14 protein-coding genes are annotated in these 18,080 nt (G+C 45.8%); 7 read left to right on the forward strand and 7 right to left on the reverse strand.

Translation table 11 applies throughout. The annotated features are described in order from the left end of the window. Nucleotides 1-194 precede the first annotated feature (194 nt). Both AB4503_RS17010 and AB4503_RS17015 read right to left on the reverse strand, forming a co-directional pair. The gene (locus AB4503_RS17010) at nucleotides 195-539 is read right to left on the reverse strand and encodes a multidrug efflux SMR transporter (protein ID WP_065584843.1); all 345 of its coding nucleotides are present in this window, start codon (nucleotides 537-539) and stop codon (nucleotides 195-197) included. A 209-nt stretch (nucleotides 540-748) separates the two neighbouring features. Next, complete coding sequence (locus AB4503_RS17015; RefSeq protein WP_102332236.1) at nucleotides 749-2,917, reverse strand: metallophosphoesterase; 2,169 nt, start codon at nucleotides 2,915-2,917, stop codon at nucleotides 749-751. 508 nt (nucleotides 2,918-3,425) lie between these two features. Between AB4503_RS17015 and AB4503_RS17020 the strand changes: the two genes are divergently transcribed. Together AB4503_RS17020 and fghA are read left to right on the forward strand one after the other, a co-directional pair. Beyond that, nucleotides 3,426-4,574: an S-(hydroxymethyl)glutathione dehydrogenase/class III alcohol dehydrogenase gene (locus tag AB4503_RS17020; protein WP_017076927.1), complete on the forward strand. Its 1,149-nt coding sequence runs from the start codon at nucleotides 3,426-3,428 to the stop codon at nucleotides 4,572-4,574. Between the two features lie 154 nt (nucleotides 4,575-4,728). Beyond that, complete coding sequence (fghA, locus tag AB4503_RS17025; protein WP_372115435.1) at nucleotides 4,729-5,568, forward strand: S-formylglutathione hydrolase; 840 nt, start codon at nucleotides 4,729-4,731, stop codon at nucleotides 5,566-5,568. A 77-nt stretch (nucleotides 5,569-5,645) separates the two neighbouring features. Here the strand turns inward: fghA and AB4503_RS17030 are convergent, their stop codons facing one another. Beyond that, complete coding sequence (locus AB4503_RS17030; RefSeq protein ID WP_017061632.1) at nucleotides 5,646-6,728, reverse strand: pyridoxal phosphate-dependent aminotransferase; 1,083 nt, start codon at nucleotides 6,726-6,728, stop codon at nucleotides 5,646-5,648. Nucleotides 6,729-7,034: 306 nt separating this feature from the next. On the opposite strand from AB4503_RS17030, the gene AB4503_RS17035 reads away from it, so the two are divergent. Together AB4503_RS17035 and AB4503_RS17040 are read left to right on the forward strand one after the other, a co-directional pair. Continuing rightward, the gene (locus AB4503_RS17035) at nucleotides 7,035-7,436 is read left to right on the forward strand and encodes a hypothetical protein (protein ID WP_017061631.1); all 402 of its coding nucleotides are present in this window, start codon (nucleotides 7,035-7,037) and stop codon (nucleotides 7,434-7,436) included. Nucleotides 7,437-7,660: 224 nt separating this feature from the next. Next, nucleotides 7,661-8,398: an NUDIX domain-containing protein gene (locus AB4503_RS17040; protein ID WP_102398053.1), complete on the forward strand. Its 738-nt coding sequence runs from the start codon at nucleotides 7,661-7,663 to the stop codon at nucleotides 8,396-8,398. 126 nt (nucleotides 8,399-8,524) lie between these two features. On the opposite strand, the gene AB4503_RS17045 is transcribed toward AB4503_RS17040, so the two are convergent. Further along, nucleotides 8,525-10,045: an aldehyde dehydrogenase family protein gene (locus AB4503_RS17045; RefSeq protein ID WP_137002175.1), complete on the reverse strand. Its 1,521-nt coding sequence runs from the start codon at nucleotides 10,043-10,045 to the stop codon at nucleotides 8,525-8,527. A 327-nt stretch (nucleotides 10,046-10,372) separates the two neighbouring features. Here AB4503_RS17045 and AB4503_RS17050 point away from each other — a divergent pair, with 327 nt between their 5' ends. Beyond that, nucleotides 10,373-12,163: a sigma-54-dependent Fis family transcriptional regulator gene (locus tag AB4503_RS17050; RefSeq protein ID WP_137002176.1), complete on the forward strand. Its 1,791-nt coding sequence runs from the start codon at nucleotides 10,373-10,375 to the stop codon at nucleotides 12,161-12,163. 15 nt (nucleotides 12,164-12,178) lie between these two features. On the opposite strand, the gene AB4503_RS17055 is transcribed toward AB4503_RS17050, so the two are convergent. Beyond that, nucleotides 12,179-13,030, reverse strand: coding sequence for a LysR family transcriptional regulator (locus AB4503_RS17055; protein ID WP_372115436.1), 852 nt, complete (start codon nucleotides 13,028-13,030; stop codon nucleotides 12,179-12,181). A gap of 98 nt (nucleotides 13,031-13,128) precedes the next feature. On the opposite strand from AB4503_RS17055, the gene AB4503_RS17060 reads away from it, so the two are divergent. Continuing rightward, the gene (locus AB4503_RS17060; RefSeq protein WP_372115437.1) at nucleotides 13,129-13,776 is read left to right on the forward strand and encodes a glutathione S-transferase family protein; all 648 of its coding nucleotides are present in this window, start codon (nucleotides 13,129-13,131) and stop codon (nucleotides 13,774-13,776) included. Nucleotides 13,777-13,919: 143 nt separating this feature from the next. Then, nucleotides 13,920-15,362 (forward strand): N-acylglucosamine 2-epimerase, encoded by a 1,443-nt coding sequence (locus AB4503_RS17065; RefSeq protein WP_372115438.1) that lies wholly within the window; start codon nucleotides 13,920-13,922, stop codon nucleotides 15,360-15,362. A gap of 142 nt (nucleotides 15,363-15,504) precedes the next feature. Here the strand turns inward: AB4503_RS17065 and AB4503_RS17070 are convergent, their stop codons facing one another. Both AB4503_RS17070 and AB4503_RS17075 read right to left on the reverse strand, forming a co-directional pair. Continuing rightward, entirely contained in the window at nucleotides 15,505-16,950 is a 1,446-nt protein-coding gene (locus AB4503_RS17070) for a sucrose-6-phosphate hydrolase (RefSeq protein ID WP_372100790.1), read from the reverse strand. Next, nucleotides 16,947-17,906 carry an aminoimidazole riboside kinase gene (locus tag AB4503_RS17075; RefSeq protein ID WP_017061624.1) on the reverse strand — a complete coding sequence of 320 codons (960 nt, stop codon included), beginning with the start codon at nucleotides 17,904-17,906 and terminating at the stop codon, nucleotides 16,947-16,949. The genes AB4503_RS17070 and AB4503_RS17075 overlap by 4 nt, the downstream gene beginning before the upstream one ends. Nucleotides 17,907-18,080 lie beyond the last annotated feature (174 nt).

Below are 18,080 nucleotides of genomic sequence, written 5' to 3' on the forward strand. Positions count from 1 at the left end.
GTTTGTGACGCTTTAAGATCGGTTTGTAGAGCAAAAGTCATCGAGTTGCTTTGAACTAAGAACTGCACTCTGATACCCAGTTTACGTTCTTTTTGAGTTTGGGTGTCAGATTAGTTCTATTAGGCCAAAAACCACTCGACTGTGAATGCAGACTTTTTGGCTAAACCAATTTAGGGGCAAAAGCGAGTTAGCCCCTAATGACTCACCGACGTCGAAAACAAGTTAATAATCACGACGCCCACCAAAATCAAAGCGATACCGATGATCGCAAAGATATCGAGTTTTTGCCCGTAGACCAGCCAAGACAGCGCTGCGACTAGCACTATCCCTGCCCCACACCAAACCGCATATGCCACACCTAAAGACATAGTTTGAACCGTGAGAGACAACAGATAGAAAGCAAAGCCATAACCGACTAGCACTGCGGCAGTCGCGGGCAAAGAAGTAAATTGCTGCGTTTTAGGCAATAGAGAAGTCGCGACAACTTCAAATACAATGGCAAGTGACAGCATCACAGGAGGCGAGAGAGATAAAAGCATGTTTAAGTCCACAACAATAAAATACGGCGCTCAGAATATTGTAGTTTTATTTCCGATTCATGCGATTTTCAGCAAGTAATTATTATGATGCACCTTAAAAATTCTTAGGTGTAATTCTCGATTAAACCTACGCTTAGACAAAAAAAGAGCCCACTAATTCGTGGCTAGCAGACCCTTCATCAATCTAATCATCTAATCGGCAAAAGCGCTTAATTTGCAGACGTTGAGCCTCTTAGGATATCGCGCTTCACTTCACCTTTAAGATCGGTCAGGGTTTGCTGGTCGATATCAATCAAGAAGTGGTCACTTGCTTGGCCTGTTGCGAATTTTTCAAGAATCACGAACAAGCTACCGAAACGAGAGCGGAATACCTCTCCCACTGTATATTGGCCAAGATCACCTAGCTCTGAATCCACTGTGCCATCAAACTCGGCAAGCTCGCGGCTTAGCAGTTCGTATTGGCGTAGTTGTGTTTCACCGATATCACGGAACGCCAGTTCGTCTGCATTACGTAGTCGGTAGAAATCGGTTGCTAGTAGCTCACCACTCCACTCTGCAAAGTCAGCTAAGCTTAGCCCCTCAGTAGTTGCCAAAACCTCAGCTTCTACTTTGGCTGCCTGCCAATCTTTCTGGAACTGTTCCTCATCAACGACACCATTTGCAGTGCAGCCTTCAACTGGATAACCCAACTTGTCAGCTAATTGACAAACCGTGAACTGCGTTTCTAGTTGAGACATGATCATCATCTCTTCACCGTTCATGTGCATGATCATTTCACGCATTTCGATTGGCCAATCACTAGGAAGGAAACGCAAGCGCGTTAATTCACGGATATGCCAGTCGGTGAGTTCATAGTAACTCTTTGAATCAAGAATATTGATATCCCATATCTTAGCTTCTTCTTCCTCATTACTTGCGTTTGCTGTTAAGTACTCATGCTCTTCTTCGTAGTGACTAAATAGTTCGTTGTAACGTTCAACTTGATCGATAACCACAGTTTCAACTTCGATTTGGTTATCAGGGCGAATGTTCAGCAGCTTGTAAGCTGGGATGTAACCCGCTAACGATGGCGCTTGGATATTAAAGAGCGTGTGCTGAACACCATCGATATTGAAGCTTTTCTTACCAGTATCGTTAAAGTGCATATGACCGCCAACGTGGATATTCAATCCTGTTGCAGCAAGTGTACGACTAGTATTGTCATCTGGTTCACGAGCCAGTTGATGGCTTCCTTCACCAAACAGATCTTCAATCTCTTCAGAGGCACCGTTGTAGAAATCTGTCATTGGGAAGTGCGAGAAGGAAACAAGCGTCTTATTCTGCTCTTTGGCTGCTTTTACTACATCAGAGATCCAATCGATCACATGTTCTTTGTGAGTCAGCATCATGTTGTAGCCAGCGCTGCTTGATCCATCAAACGTGTTTCCGTCTACAGAGCTATCAGACGAATTTTCTTTAGGGCGATAAACATTCGCGTCAATGGCCAACAGCCACAAGCCTTTGACTGGCTCGACTAAGTAACTGGTATCCGGCACTTCAGAACAACTTGAGTAGCCATTCTCTTTATAACTACCACCTGTTCCTTCATAACAGATCTCGTACATGCGCTTATCAAAAGCTGCTTCTTCTTTCGCTAATTCATAGCTGTAGTTGGTACGAGCTTGCGCACTGCTATAAGGGGTTTCAAAGTAGAGATAATCTTGCTGAGGGTAGAAGCCGTGAGTACCAAGGATACTCATGATCTCTTCATAGCCCCACTCACGCACTTCTTCAGTACAGATGGTTGCTAGGTTATCGCCGTCACCGGGAATGGTTGTCCACTCATCTTCATAGCCAACACACTCTTCCTTACCCCGACTATAAATACGTTGGTTCTTACCCCCTTCTCCCAAAAAGTCCGACTTACCCGCAGGTATAGTAAATGGCCTCACTGGATCGTGGTTGCCAGGCGCTGCAAAAAACTCAAGGCCGTACGTGTCACGATAGTGGTCAAAAATGCTCACTAATCCACGCATATGTACTGGCTGACCGTCGTCACTGAAGTCCCCCGGCAGTGCTACGTACTTCACTCCGCGCTCAACCACATCATCAAGCGCTGCGATCATCGCGAAATAGTTTTCGTTGAATAGACGGGTAGAGTTCATCTGTGACTCCATCGTTCTGATCGTTGCATTCTTACCACTGATTGCATTCGGCAACCCTGCGAACGAGCCATCCTGAAAATCACCGTAAACATCATGGAAATGGATATCAGGCATGAACGCCACTTGCACTGCGCTATCCATATTGCCGCTGTCATCACTTGGCGAACTTGAATTGCAACCGACCAAAGCTGTTGCTATCAAGCCTGACAGTACGGTCAATGTACTCTTTTTCATTTTCTCTTCCCAAAAAGTTAGAACTCAAAATTTGGCGAGGAGATTAGGTGAGAAAAATGACACTATTGTTTCTGATATCTTACAAAACGTCGCATACAGAGTGCTTATGCGACATTGCTTCAATCCTTAAAATTCAATTAGTTAGTAATGATCATGAGTATTGATGACTCTATCGTACGAATCAGTTATTAATATATAAGCCGCCATAAGACAACCCCTCAAACATCAATGACAACTATGCATTCCGACTATTTGAATAAGTAGCCCTCCATCAAAAACCGGCTCGATCCGAATAAAGTAATCACAGGGAAAACAGATCAGCTCTCCATACTTATTATTACAAATACGTAATAATCATTTTCTATTTAAGGGGATTATCAAAACATGCACTCACACCTATACTAGCTCCAACAAAACGAGAGAGCGGAAACAATTAAGCTCAACTACGCTTAACGGGTTGAATTTAATTGCACAGTTATCCGCTGTACTGACATATAGGAAACATCCAATGACAATCGAAATTAAACCTGGTCAAACGCATATCAAATCAAAAGCAATGGTTGCATGGGCAGCTGGCGAGCCACTAAAAATGGAAGAAGTTGATGTACAACTTCCTAAAGCTGGTGAGGTTCTAGTTCGCATCGTTGCTACTGGTGTTTGTCACACTGACGCATTCACATTATCAGGTGACGATCCAGAAGGTATCTTCCCTTCAATTCTTGGTCACGAAGGTGGTGGTATCGTTGAGATGATCGGCGAAGGCGTTACAAGTGTTGAGATTGGCGACCACGTTATCCCACTTTACACAGCTGAATGTGGCGAATGTAAGTTCTGTAAATCTGGTAAAACTAACCTATGCCAAGCGGTTCGTGAAACGCAAGGTAAAGGCCTAATGCCAGACGGTACAAGCCGCTTCTCTATCAATGGCGAAACAATTTTCCATTACATGGGCTGCTCGACTTTCTCTGAGTACACAGTACTTCCAGAGATCTCTCTAGCGAAAGTAAGCAAAGAAGCACCACTTGAAGAAGTTTGTCTTCTAGGTTGTGGTGTAACAACAGGCATGGGCGCGGTACTTAACACAGCTAAAGTTGAAAAAGGCGACAACGTTGCTGTATTCGGCCTAGGCGGTATCGGTCTTTCTGCAATCATTGGTGCTCGCATGGCTGGTGCTAACCGCATCATCGGTGTAGATATCAACGAGAGCAAATTCGAGCTAGCAAAACAGCTTGGCGCGACTGACTGCATCAACCCAACTAAATTCGACAAGCCAATCCAAGACGTTATCGTTGAGATGACAGACGGTGGTGTTGAGTACTCTTTCGAGTGTATCGGTAACGTAAACGTGATGCGTCAAGCACTTGAGTGCTGTCACAAAGGTTGGGGCGAATCAGTCATCATTGGTGTCGCAGGTGCTGGCCAAGAGATCGCAACTCGTCCATTCCAACTAGTGACTGGTCGTGTATGGCGTGGCTCTGCTTTCGGTGGTGTTAAAGGCCGCTCTGAGCTTCCAGAAATCGTAAACCGTTACATGGCGGGTGAGTTTGGCCTTCAAGAGTTCATCACTCACACAATGGGTCTGCAAGACGTAAACGAAGCATTCGACCTAATGCACAAAGGTGAATCTATCCGTACTGTTCTACACATGGATAAGTAACACATCTTGGCCTCGATTCTTTCGAGCATCGAGGCCACAGCTACAAATGAATAGCAACAAACTGTCTTCACCACCTCCTGCCCGGTGGGTGGTGAAACTTTATGTAATATAGACAAATTTACTCCCAAACCATCAACCTAACGGAGCACAATAGATGACAATCGAAAACATTAGCCAAGTAAAGGTTGCTGGTGGTTGGCACAAACAATACACCCACTTTTCTGCAACGCTTGACTGCAACATGCGTTTTGCGATTTTCTTGCCACCTAACGCAAGCAAAGAAAACCCAGTTCCTGTTTTGTATTGGTTGTCAGGCTTAACCTGTACCGATGAAAACTTCATGCAAAAAGCCGGCGCTTTCAAAGCCGCGGCTGAGCAAGGCATCGCGATTGTTGCACCAGACACTAGCCCACGTGGCGAAGGTGTTGCCGACGATGAAAATTACGATCTCGGCCAAGGTGCAGGCTTCTATGTGAATGCCACTCAAGCGCCATGGGACAGCCATTACCACATGTACGATTACGTGGTAACAGAGCTCCCTGCATTAATTGAGTCGTTCTTCCCTGTTACATCCGTAAAATCGATTTCTGGTCACAGCATGGGCGGACATGGTGCCCTAACGATTGGCATTAAAAACGAAGATAGCTACCGTTCTATCTCTGCATTCAGCCCAATCACCAACCCAATGCAATGCCCTTGGGGACAAAAAGCCTTCAACCAATACCTAGGCTTGGATATTGAAGAGTGGAAACACTACGATGCCTCTGAGCTTCTAAAAACCAAAGGCACTAAACTGCCAATGTTGGTCGACCAAGGTGAAGCCGATAACTTCCTGATTGAACAGCTTAAACCTGAGCAATTAGTCGAAGCCGCTAAGGTAACCAATGCCGATTTAGATCTACGTATGCAGCCTGGTTACGACCACAGCTACTACTTCATCTCTAGCTTTATTGATGAACACATTGAGTTCCACGCTGCTTACTTAAACAAGTAGCCAGATGAATTTAGCCCGCACTTTGTAAACGCAAGGTGCGGGCTTTTTTATGCCTACTGATTTTATAACGGTTGCTTTTATAACTGCTTAATACGCTGCTTTAACGCTTCTAAATCTATATCATTGCCAACAATTCGTAATCGAACATACTCTTCAGTCATCGCGTCGCACGTAATAGCAAAATCGACACCCGAACATGTCTTAATACCGATACTCTCAAATAGCTTTGAAAGGTGAGTTCCTCTCTTTTTCAACAACATAATGGGCGTCGATATTGACGTGCCAACCACCTCAATATTGTTCTCAGACAACAAGCCGATCATTTGCTGCTTAAAGTATTCAGTTTTGCTGCGGTTCATTTCTAAGAAGTGTTTTGCATTGGGTAAGGTCGCCGATGCGATTTTTATTGAGGGGTAAGTCGGCGTAAACACACTCACCGCAGCTTCGATTGCAGAAGTCAGGTTTTCACTGCTGGCTAAGTAACCGAGTCGAATCCCAGCGAGCCCTAAACCTTTAGAAAAGGTTCGTAAAACTATTAAGTTGTCCAAGACTAAGGTCTGATCGAGCATAGACTGCTCAGGGGTCAGGTATTCACCATATGCCTCGTCGACAATCAAAATAGCGCCAGAACGCTCACATACTCTCGCTATCTCGACCAGATAAGCTCTGTCGTAGATTCGACCCGTTGGGTTGTTGGGATTATCGATATACACCAAGGCAGGATTTTGACTGCTTATTTTTGATGCCAACACACCGAACAGATCCGACTCGTTTTGATAATCAAACATGTTGATGGACTGGTACTTCCCGCCCACCAAAGTGAACTCTGATACTGCTTCAACAAACTGAGGGCCAATGCCTATCATGGTGCGATTGTTGTGATCGATAAGTTTATTGAAGATAAGTTCTAGCGCCCCAAGAGAGCCCGTGGTGTACGTAATACGACAATCTTCAATCCCAATAAACTGGCGAGTCAGATAAGTCAGCTCCGAAAGCTCCCTGTGGCAATAGTACTTATCAATACCGTAGATAATATCTTTGATCACATGTTCAGGAATTTCTGGTGCGCCAAATGGATTGGAGCCAAGTGAACAATCGATACGAAATGAGTGATCGACATAAGAATGGTATTCGCCACTTAACCGTGGATTTAAATGCATAAGAAAACGCTCAAAAAATATTCATGCGCTATTCTTATCGTACTGAATTTTATCTATATAGGTCATTTCGCGACAGTTCTTCGCCTTGTTTCGAGAGACTGGTTAAAAACCAAGATTGGTTCAAATAACGAATTCTCTTAAGCCATAATCAAGAGTTAAGCACTCGTGTTTACATTTCGAGTTAACCGAACCGCTTTCTTTGCGCTAGATTAAGCTGAGATAAGATAGGGTAATAACAGAGCTTGCATCTTTACTCTCCCTAGTTACCATAGCCCCATTAACATCCCCCATATTTTGAAGGTTGCTATGAAAGCAATTAAGACTCTTTTCTTCCTGATGGTTTTATTGAGCGGTCTGTTTACCGCTTGGCTGTTTATTCCAATTCCAGCGACCATGGACAAGCAAACGCTCGACGTTCCATTAACGGAACCATTCAAGCTTGTTGCGTATCGCAGCAACCCGAATGATGCGAGCAAGCCGCTGACTTACCACTACTATGTGATTTCAGATGTGGTTGGCGTAGATGATATGGACCCATTCCTGATTACCACGGACCAGTTCGTGAAGCTTGGCGAATTCGACGAGAACACATTCAACCTTACGGTTAACGGCAAGATTGATAGCTACACCAACGATTTGTGGATCAAGAAATCTGATGGCAAGCTTCAACACTGGTACGTGAGTATTAACGCGAACTATATTCGTTAAAATCGAACTGCAATAAACCTCATTTTAAAACTGCGCTTTGGCTTCCAAGCGCAGTTTTTGTTTCTAGCAACACCCTCCACTTATCCCGACCCGTTCGACATAAACTGCATTGCCTACTTTTGATTCACTGCTGCCCTTGCTCTCAAGGTGTTATAAGCTCTTTAGATACGATAAGCTCAGACCATGCTCGACGCCCAATAAATCAAAATAATAAAGGATCACCCGTGGAATTTACGCTCGACAAATTTAACGGCATCATCATTGACCCAGCAACAGCCCCTCACGATGTTGACTCATTCAATGCCGAACTCAGCGAGATCACCGAATTTTCAAAGCAGAATAGCAAAGGCATTATTTGGATTAGCTTACCTATTTCACTCTCGCACCTTATTCCGGTGGCGACTGAGCTTGGCTTTGTGTTTCACAACTGCTTAGAAGACGAGATTACGCTGATCCACAAATCCGAGATTGTAGAGTTTGTGCCTTTCATTCCGACCCACACCTTGGGTGCTGGCGCGTTAATCACTAACGAACACAACCAAGTGCTGATGATTAAAGAACACGGCATGACGGGCTACAAATTACCGGGCGGTCATATTGAGTTGGGTGAAGGCATTGAAGAATCCGTGGTTCGAGAAACCTTAGAAGAGACTGGCATCGAAGCCACGTTCGTTTCAGTGGTTGGCATGGCGACGAGACACCCGTATCAATTCGGAAAGTCTAACCTCTACTTTGTTTGTCACCTTATCGCTCAAACTCAAGAGATTGCGATTCAAGACACAGATGAAATTGCAGAAGCTAAATGGATTGATGTTGAAGAGTATATTAACAACCCCGACAGCTACCCGTTCAACCGCCAGTTAGTCGGCTCTTTGATAGGCAAACAAGGATTAGAACTCACTCAGTTAGAAGGCAACTATGGCCCAGTCCACAAGCCCGAGATCTTCTTTTCGCAAAACTAGAGCGATTCAAATATAAAAACGCCAAGCTCATAAGAACTTGGCGTTTTGCTTTTCATTTTACTTGTATTGTTTAAGCCATCTCGTTGCTAGTGACTTCCTAATAGACTGTTCTAGAACCTATCTATTTTAGAAAAATCCTAGTGGGTTAGTATCGTAGCTGATCAACAGGTTCTTAGTATTTTGGTAGTGATCGAGCATCATCTTATGTGTCTCACGGCCGATACCCGACTTCTTGTAACCACCAAACGCGGCATGAGCTGGGTAAGCGTGGTAGCAGTTCACCCAGATACGGCCGGCTTCAATGTTGCGACCCATTCGATACGCGAGGTTTGCATCACGCGTCCACACGCCTGCACCCAAGCCATATTCGGTATCATTGGCTATCTCGAGTGCTTCTGCTTCATCTTTAAACGTCGTCACCGCGATAACAGGACCGAAGATCTCCTCTTGGAATACTCGCATCTTGTTGTGCCCTTCCAACATTGTTGGCTGGATGTAATAACCATTACCGAGATCATCAGATTGCTGCGCAACTTCGCCACCTGTCAGCACTTTCGCACCCTCTTGACGACCGATTTCAAGGTAGCTCAGAATCTTATCGAACTGCTCTTTTGAAGCTTGTGCGCCAACCTGAGTATCAGTATCTAGCGGGTTACCTTGTTTAATAGTTTGAGCACGCTCGACCACCTTGGCGATGAACTTGTCGTACACCGATTCATGGATCAGCACACGTGATGGACAGGTACACACTTCACCTTGGTTGAAAAACGCCAGCAACATGCCTTCGACACACTTATCAAGGTATTCGTCTTCATGGTTAAAGATGTCTGGGAAATAGATATTTGGAGACTTACCGCCAAGCTCAACCGTTGATGGAATCAAGCTTTCAGCCGCACATTTCAAGATGTGGTGACCGACTTCTGTCGAACCGGTAAAGGCCAATTTCGCTAAACGATCGCTGGTTGCTAACGCTTGACCCGCTTCGTTACCAAAACCATTGACGATGTTGACTACGCCTGCAGGTAGAAGATCAGCGATCTTCTCCATCATCACTAAGATCGATGTCGGTGTTTGCTCCGCTGGCTTCATCACAACACAGCAACCCGCAGCCAGTGCTGGCGCCAATTTCCAAGCCGCCATTAAAATCGGGAAGTTCCAAGGAATGATCTGCCCCACCACACCGATGGGTTCTGGGAAGTGGTAGCTCGCGGTGTTTGAATCTAGCTCGGCTGCGCTGCCTTCTTGCGCCCGAATACAGCCTGCAAAGTAACGGAAGTGGTCAACAACTAACGGGATGTCTGCCGCTAGAGTTTCACGCACAGGCTTGCCGTTTTCCCACGTCTCCGCCACCGCGATTTCTTCTAGGTGCGCTTCAATGCGATCGGAAATTTTAAGTAGGATATTGGAACGTTCTGTCACACTGGTCGCAGCCCAACTAGCACGAGCCGCATGCGCCGCATCGAGTGCCAAGCTAATGTCTGCCTCTGTTGAACGTGCCACTTGGCAATACACCTGACCATTCACTGGGGAAGTGTTATCAAAATACTCGCCGCTGACAGGCTTCACCCACTCGCCACCGATAAAGTTATCGTATTGAGCTTTAAAGTTCACCACTGCGTTGTCACTACCCGGCTGTGCGTAAATCATAGTTAGATCCTTCTTCGATTTGATATTCGTTATTGAGCTAGAGCTGTCTTATTTTTGTGGCGGCTCCCCTTGAGAAAAGAACTCATGGCGAGACGCCCATGTTTATGCTTTCTGTTTAAAACACTGATACTTCGTGTTTTCTTCACAACAGTAACAACGCAAATCACACGCCAGAACTTCAAAACTTGTTGTTAAAAAATTGTAAAACTATGATTACCAAACGTTTACAACCCAAAGTGAGTTGGCATTGAACGGACGTATGGAAACCACTCCAGTGTTCAACTGTTCCAAATTGGTACACCCTCACTGTTACGACATGGAACAGTCATGCACCTTCAACAAGCAAACACCTCAGATTGGCTTTCGTCCTCTTGGCACCGCAGCACAGAAGCGGGTCTAAAACAGAGACGACTTCCTGAAGACATTCGCCTACCACAATCGATTCTTAAGCAGCGACGTCATCAATCGGCTGACTTGATCCACATCGTCGAACGCAATGCGCTGCCTTTGTTTAATCAGATGTTTGCTCGTACCGACAGTCGTTTGATTCTGACCGATATTGAAGGGGTGATTCTGGCGAGTTGGGGACAGGAGCGGTTTAAGGAGAAGCTGACATCAATTGCACTCAGCTCAGGAGCGTGTTGGCAGGAACAACTTAAGGGCACCAACGCGATTGGCACCGCGATTGTTGAAGCTAAACCCGTGACCATCATTGGTGAGCAGCACTTCATCCACCAGCATCGATTTATCAGCTGTTCAGCAAGCCCTGTGTTTGATCACCAAGGGAACATGGTTGGCGTATTGGACATTACCAGTGAGCAGCAACAGCACGACAGTTCGGTGCAGCTACTGGTTCAAAATATGGTTCAGCTTGTTGAAAACCAGCTACTGAGCCACATCCCACAAGGCACCACTCGCATCGACCTCGCATGTGAGAAATCGTTATTACACAGTGGTTGGCAAGGGATTGTAATAGCCAATGAAGCTGGGGAGGTGGTGGCACACAATCAGGTCGCCTCTCAACTATTGGATCAAACCTCGATCGTCGGTGAGAGTATCGATACCCTCTTCAACCGAACCTCATTAGACACGCCTTTTGTATTTGAGAAACAACACCTCAAACAACCAACCACCAAACGCACGCGCTCCATTTCAGCATCGTGTGATTTGCACCATGGCGAGCAACAAATCGAACACGCTTGGCAGCAAGCCAACAAGGTAATCGATAAAGGGATCAGTTTGTTGATCTTAGGAGAAACAGGAGTTGGCAAAGGCGAGTTTGTTAAAGCGCTGCACAAGCAAAGCCAGCGTAAGTCTTCGCCCTTGGTAGCGGTAAATTGTGGCGCGCTGCCTAAAGACCTTATCGAATCTGAACTGTTTGGTTACGCGCCGGGCGCCTTTACGGGAGCAAGCCACAAGGGCTTCCAAGGTAAGATCCGTCAAGCAGATAAAGGGATTCTATTTCTAGATGAGATCGCCGACATGCCTTTAGAAGCTCAGTGCCGACTACTGCATGTTCTGCAAGACAAATCCGTGGTGCCAGTTGGTTCTAATCAAAGCTATCAAGTCGATTGTCAGATCATCGCTGCAACTCACAAAAACCTCGAGCAGTTAGTCGCAACAGGTGAGTTTAGGCAAGACCTGTATTACAGACTCAATGGCTTAGCCTTCACCTTGCCAAGCCTACAACACCGACAAGACAAGCACGCTTTAATCGAGCACATTCATCGTAAATACGCCGAAGACGAACAGACAATCTGCCCGCACTTGATGAGCTTACTGTGCGCCTATTCTTGGCCGGGTAATATCCGCGAATTAGACAACTTACTTAAGGTTGCTGCTCTATTAGCAAGTGATGAACCCCAACTCACACTCGAGCATGTGCCCAGCCACCTTGCTCAACATCTCACGTCATTAGCACACGATAATCAGCATCAGCTAATGACTCCTAATGCCATCAAAGGTACAGCGAGTAACGATTTAAGAAGTACCGTTGAAGAAACCTTGCTGCAAACCTATCAAGCCAACCAAGGCAACATAAGTAAGACTTCGAGAATACTCGGTATCAGCCGCAATACCATTTATCGAAAATTGAAAAGCTTGGGAATCCTCCAATAGGAAGATGAACCTAAGCTACTCAGAACCCAGCTCCACAAGTTGATTGAGCACTTCTTTATCCAATACCGGGTGATGCTTGGTCGCTAGGATCAGCACAATATCGACCGAAGGCAACGGTGGCATATCATCGAGGATTCTCAAATCTGAAGTCACGCTCAGCTTACCCATCGCGCCAATGGCTAATCCAGCTTTAACGATCGCTCGCTGCGCTGAAGCAGTATTGCTACACGCCAATAACTGATAAGGCGTGCCCTGCTTGGTTAAGCCATTCACTGCCGCGGCGTGGTACTTACAATCGGTCTGAAACAAGGCTAATGGCACTGGTTTAGACTCATCGAACACATAATCAGGGCTGCTTATCCATACTCCGATATCATGAGTGAGCCAGTAACCCTCTTCACTATCGGGCGCTCGGGTGACAATCGCGGCATCTAAACGACCATCATCCAGCCACTCTCTCAGCGTAATGCTCGGCAGGCTATATATTTGAATAGAACAAGTGGGTTCTGCTTTCTGCAACAGGCGAATCACTTTTGGCAGAATAGTGTCATTGTAGTCTTCAGGGCAACCGAGTCGCAGAGGTTGTTTGTCTTCGTAACGCTTTACTTGCTTGAGGGCTGTATTGTGAAGGGCGACTAACTGTTCTGCATGAGAACGCAGCGCTAAGCCTGCTTCAGTGAGTATTAAGTTACGCCCTTCTTTTTGGAAAAGAGTGACGTTGAGTTCTTCTTCCAACTTACGCATCTGAGCACTGAATGCCGATTGGGTGCGATTTATCTGTTTCGCAGCACGTGTGAAACTACTGGTTTCTACAAACGCGAGAAAGCCTCGCAAAGCATCAATATCCATATTGAAATCACCACCCATCGTTTTTATTAATGTATTGCATCAAAATTATCCGTTAGTGCTCCGCAATACAATCCCCTAAGCTCAAAAGCATACTCACCAAACGCAAGGAAGCAACGATGCAGCTTTATATTGGAAACCAGAACTACTCAACTTGGTCACTGCGCGCATGGCTAATATTCGACAACTACAACCTGAGTACAGAAGTCATCAAGCTCAAGCTATTCACCTCTGATTTTTACGACACTCTGGCGAAAGTGACGCCAACGGCCAAGGTTCCAACCCTAGTTGATGGTAATGTTGCGGTGTGGGATTCATTGGCGATTCTCGAATACGTTAACGATGCCTATTTGGACGGTGCAGCGTGGCCTAGCTCAGTGAAAGAACGCGCCCATGCCCGAGCAATTTCCGCCGAGATGCACTCTGGGTTCTTTGCCGTCAGAAATGAAATGCCGATGAACTGCCGCGCACAACGAAAGCTCACACTGAGTGAAGACGCACTTAAAGACATCGCACGTACTGATGCAATATGGTCAGCACAAATGGAACAATACCCTGAAGGATGGTTGTTTGGTGAATGGTCGATTGCCGATGCGATGTTTGCACCCGTCGCATTACGCGTAGATACCTATGGAATACAACTTTCCGAAAAGGCATCGCAGTATCAACAACGTGTGCTTAACAGTCCATCGATACAAAAGTGGCTGGCAGAGGCAAGCTTAGAAACCGATGTGGTTGAAGAAGATGAGGCGGGCAAGCCAGTATAAAATACAAGACACCCTTCCAAAGCTCACTAGTCTGTGAGCTTTTATCTAAACCTTATTAATTTGGTCGATTGTGATCGCCTAATTACAATGTGCAGATGTGATTGTTTATATTCAAATAAATTCAAATAGTTAAGATAAACATCATGTTACGAGCAACGATCGCATTACTCAGTATTACTAGCTTCGCCGTATCTGCCAACGCCCATCTTCCTTCTGGAGAAGAGTGGCTCAACCATGCGACTGAAGGGCTTGCACCTTATTGGTTAATGCCTAGCGCTCAAGGAGAACCGGTAGGAAACTTCCCTACTTTCCGCTGTGATGACGGTACCTTGCTCGATATTTCTGATGTGTGCCATGAACTAAACAAAGGCTGGATCACGCCACACTTTGGCAAAGAGTTTACGCGGATGAAGTCACGTCAAACTTATGCCTATGGCGTGCTCTACCACCTTAGTGGCGATAAGCAGGCTTTAGCGCTTGCCAAGCAAGGAGCCTACTACATCATTGATCAGCTAGAAGATAAGCAAAACGGCGGCTTTATCGGCTACACAAAAGAGGGAAAAGTAGGCCAGAATTGGCAGCAGCGTACTTCTCAAGATCAAGCGTATGCATTAGTTGGCCTTGCCATGTACTACTACCTGACTCAAGACAAAAAGGTAGAAGAAGCACTCATCGCACAACAAGCTTTTATCTTTGATAAATATCGACTTAGCGACAACAGCGGTCTTGCTTGGGTACTTGCGGATGGTGAAGATGGCAAAGCCACACAGCGTGAACTGGTCGCGCAACTTGATCAGATTAACGGTTACATGCTGTTAGTCGCTCCCCTGCTAAAAGAGCCCACCAAGACAAGATGGCTTGATGATCTAAGTTGGCTGACACAAACCATGGTCGAGCACTACCACTCTGAAGATGAACAACGCTTCTACGGGGCCATTCACAGCAAAGCCGCCAAGATGCCGAATGCTAATCACAACGATTTTGGGCACACCATCAAAGCGTATTGGATGACTTACCTTACAGGCCAAACATTGAATAACTCTGAATGGAAAGAGTTTGGCATCAAAGGGATGAAACACACTCTCGTTCATGCGCAATATCAGAAAAATTTCGTGAGTGTATCCCAATATTATGGCGAAGAACTTCAGAAAGCGTGGAAAGGACAAGAGATAACTGGCTGGCAAAGCAGACCAAACACAAATTGGGCGTCATCATGGGAGTGGGCGGAGCTTGATCAAGCAGCCATGACGGTTTCGCTTGTCGATGGTTCAATGAAAGACGTCCTGCAATACACCCTACCGACCTTTCATGATGTATGGGTCGACCATAAATACGGTGGTGTCGGGCTTGACCCAAAACGCACCAAAGCTTTCCATTGGGGCAACGGTTATCACCAGTTTGAACATGCGCTGATTGGCTATTTGTTCGCTCAGCAAGTTGACGCGAAGCCAGCAGTATTGCATTACGCAAGGCCGACCAACAGCGAGGTGCCAATGGAACCGTATTACTATCAAGGCGATGTGGTGGAGCTATTGAATAAAGATGACGGAACGCAGAAGGTCAGTTTCAATAACATTCGACCTTAGCGTTGGTTGTTTGTTCTAAATGGACTTGAGATTCAGGGCTACGGGGAATGGACAAGGTCAAAGAGTTAGCACAATAGTGATGTCGCAGACCAAACAAAAGCCGCTGTTGATCAGCGGCTTTCTTGATGGAGATAAGCGGAGGTTAGTTGTCCAACCCTTTAATTGGGTTCATCGAGTGATAAACGGTGTTCACGTCACCAGTCATCGACAATGAACTCAAGTCATCAATGAAGAAACGGCTGGTCATTGTGTGCTTACCGCCATTGATAAAGATTTCGATCACTGACTTATCAACATAAACCTCGATGGTTTGCTTGGTGCTCAACCTCGGTGCTTTTCTCACTGAGCCAAACTCTTCCGCGTAGAGCTGAGACATCTTACTGCGATCAAGCATGAACTCCTTTTCTGTAGCACTGAACACGATGTTATCACCCGCAACGTTAGCAAGTGTAAACTCAAACTCGTCAGTATCAGTTTCGAGCTCAACCATGAAGCTGGTTGTATCCAATTCAAGAGCATTTTCAACCACCACAGCTTCACCCTGTAGCGCTTTCAATTCAGGTAAAGCAGACTGAACAAGATAGCCATCTTGGATTTGAAGTTCGCGTGGTAACGACAACATGCCCGCCCACTGATACTCATTAGATGGTGTATCAATCTCAGGCAGACCAATCCAAGCAATCAGAATACGGCGGCCTGTATCATCTAAATAAGTCTGTGGTGCATAGAAATCGAAGCCATAATCTGGCTGCGCAATATCTTGGTGGTTTTCCAGTTCTACCGAATCGAGATTTAAGCGGTCACCGACGATATAAGCCACCGAGTAGATATTTTTGAAATCGTATGGATTTTCGCTAGACACACCTTGTGGAGAAAACAGCATCACCGACTGATTCTCTATTTCAAAGAAATCTGGGCATTCCCACATATAGCCAAGGTTGTTGTAACGAGTTTGAATTGGACCTTTGTGCTGCCAATTCATCAGGTCTCGGCTGCAATATAGCGCCATAGAGCCAGTATTTTGAGGCGTTTGAGCACCCACAACCATCAGATAATCGCCGCCCTGTTTCCACACTTTTGGGTCGCGGAAATGTTCGGTGTAGTGATCGTTTTCGATAACCACGCCGTGCTTTTCTATTTTGCCGTCAGCAGTCATCTTGGCAAAACATTGAGTTGGCACTCGCAACCAATTTCCGTCGCGCTTGTTACCTGTAAAAAACAACAATGCATTGTCGTTTTCAACCAATGCACCACCAGAGTAAACACCGTGAGAGTCGTAATCTTGGTCTGGGTGCAAGCCAATACCGTGGTCTTCGAAATGAACGAAGTCTTTGGTAGAAAGGTGGTACCAGTACTTCATACCATGGACGGGGCCAACTGGCGTCCATTGGTAAAATAGGTGGTGTTCACCATTAAAGAAACACAGACCATTCGGATCATTAAGCAGACCAAACTTAGGCGCAATATGGTAGCTTGGATAGCCAGAGTCTTGTTTGCGAAGCTCTACCATCGCATCAATACTCTCTAGAGAAATATCTTCTATACGGCGATATCTTTGCTCTACTGTCCAGTTCGAGTTCAAACTCATACACTCTCCTCTACGGCATTCGTATTTGAAGAGTCTTTTTGAATAAACTGAGTAAGAGCTTCTTGCGTTGGAAGTGCGGTCATTGCGCCTTTTTGCGTGGTCGCCAGTGCGCCACACCCATTCGCCCACTGAATTGCAGAATCGACGACTTGTTGATTGTTCCACTCATCATCTTGAGAAAGCTTTGCAAGCAAACCGCCAACAAAAGCATCGCCTGCACCCGTGGTATCCACTGGCGTCACTGAGCGACCTGAAATCAACACACCTTGGTTTTCAAATACTCGCCAAACGCCTTTCGCGCCCTGCGTAACCAGAACAAGCGTGTTGTTAAGATCTGCAATGTTAGCCAAACCTTGTTCCATCGAAGTTGAATCGGTTAAGAAATCCAGTTCTTCTTCTGAGAATTTAACCACATCAGCCAATTCAACCGCTTTCATGACCACAGACTTAATTTCAGATGGGTTTTGCCACACTTCATCACGAAGGTTTGGATCGAAGCTGATGTAACCGCCCGCGGCTTTCATACGTCGGATCGCTTCGAAGGTACTGCTTCGGCTTGGTTCATTAGCCAAAGAGATCGAGCAGACGTGTAGCCACTCGTTTTTCTTAAATTCGGGAATGTCTTCAACAGACATAAACTGGTCGGCACTTGGCTTAACCATAAACGTAAAGCTACGCTCGCCTTGGTCATCAAGATCGACCACCACGGTTGACGTGCGTTGTTCAGGGTCCTTCACCAAACGCTCGGTATTCACACCTTCCTTTTGCAGAGTCACTTCCATAAAAGTGCCAAACGGATCGTTACCCACTCGGCCAAAAAATGCGCTTTTGCCTAAAAGGCGAGAAATCGCTACCGCGACATTAGCAGGCGCACCGCCCGGACATTTCAATAATGTCGCGTCAGTCTCCGGAATGAGGTCGACGACGGCGTCTCCAGTTACCCAAACTTGATTCATCTTTCTTACCTTAAAACTGAAAATCATGACAACCGAAAGCGATGGCAATCGAAAGCAGTAGCAACCAAAAGCAAGGTGACACTTCACGCTGTCATGTAAAAATATAAAAAGGCTAGCTAAGCCAAATCACCTAGCTAGCACCCCAAAGCTTAGGAAATGAAGTGAAAAGGGGGG

The sequence above is a fragment of the Vibrio sp. 10N.222.55.B11 genome (assembly GCF_041473705.1).
Taxonomy (GTDB): domain Bacteria; phylum Pseudomonadota; class Gammaproteobacteria; order Enterobacterales; family Vibrionaceae; genus Vibrio; species Vibrio crassostreae_C.

Excerpts from the sequence above, each read along its gene's own strand:
- AB4503_RS17010 (WP_065584843.1), bottom strand. The coding sequence starts at position 539 with ATGCTTTTATCTCTCTCGCCTCCTGTGATGCTGTCACTTGCCATTGTA.
- AB4503_RS17015 (WP_102332236.1), bottom strand. The coding sequence starts at position 2,917 with ATGAAAAAGAGTACATTGACCGTACTGTCAGGCTTGATAGCAACAGCT.
- AB4503_RS17020 (WP_017076927.1), top strand. The coding sequence starts at position 3,426 with ATGACAATCGAAATTAAACCTGGTCAAACGCATATCAAATCAAAAGCA.
- fghA (WP_372115435.1), top strand. The coding sequence starts at position 4,729 with ATGACAATCGAAAACATTAGCCAAGTAAAGGTTGCTGGTGGTTGGCAC.
- AB4503_RS17030 (WP_017061632.1), bottom strand. The coding sequence starts at position 6,728 with ATGCATTTAAATCCACGGTTAAGTGGCGAATACCATTCTTATGTCGAT.
- AB4503_RS17035 (WP_017061631.1), top strand. The coding sequence starts at position 7,035 with ATGAAAGCAATTAAGACTCTTTTCTTCCTGATGGTTTTATTGAGCGGT.
- AB4503_RS17045 (WP_137002175.1), bottom strand. The coding sequence starts at position 10,045 with ATGATTTACGCACAGCCGGGTAGTGACAACGCAGTGGTGAACTTTAAA.
- AB4503_RS17050 (WP_137002176.1), top strand. The coding sequence starts at position 10,373 with ATGCACCTTCAACAAGCAAACACCTCAGATTGGCTTTCGTCCTCTTGG.
- AB4503_RS17055 (WP_372115436.1), bottom strand. The coding sequence starts at position 13,030 with ATGGGTGGTGATTTCAATATGGATATTGATGCTTTGCGAGGCTTTCTC.
- AB4503_RS17060 (WP_372115437.1), top strand. The coding sequence starts at position 13,129 with ATGCAGCTTTATATTGGAAACCAGAACTACTCAACTTGGTCACTGCGC.
- AB4503_RS17065 (WP_372115438.1), top strand. The coding sequence starts at position 13,920 with ATGTTACGAGCAACGATCGCATTACTCAGTATTACTAGCTTCGCCGTA.
- AB4503_RS17070 (WP_372100790.1), bottom strand. The coding sequence starts at position 16,950 with ATGAGTTTGAACTCGAACTGGACAGTAGAGCAAAGATATCGCCGTATA.
- AB4503_RS17075 (WP_017061624.1), bottom strand. The coding sequence starts at position 17,906 with ATGAATCAAGTTTGGGTAACTGGAGACGCCGTCGTCGACCTCATTCCG.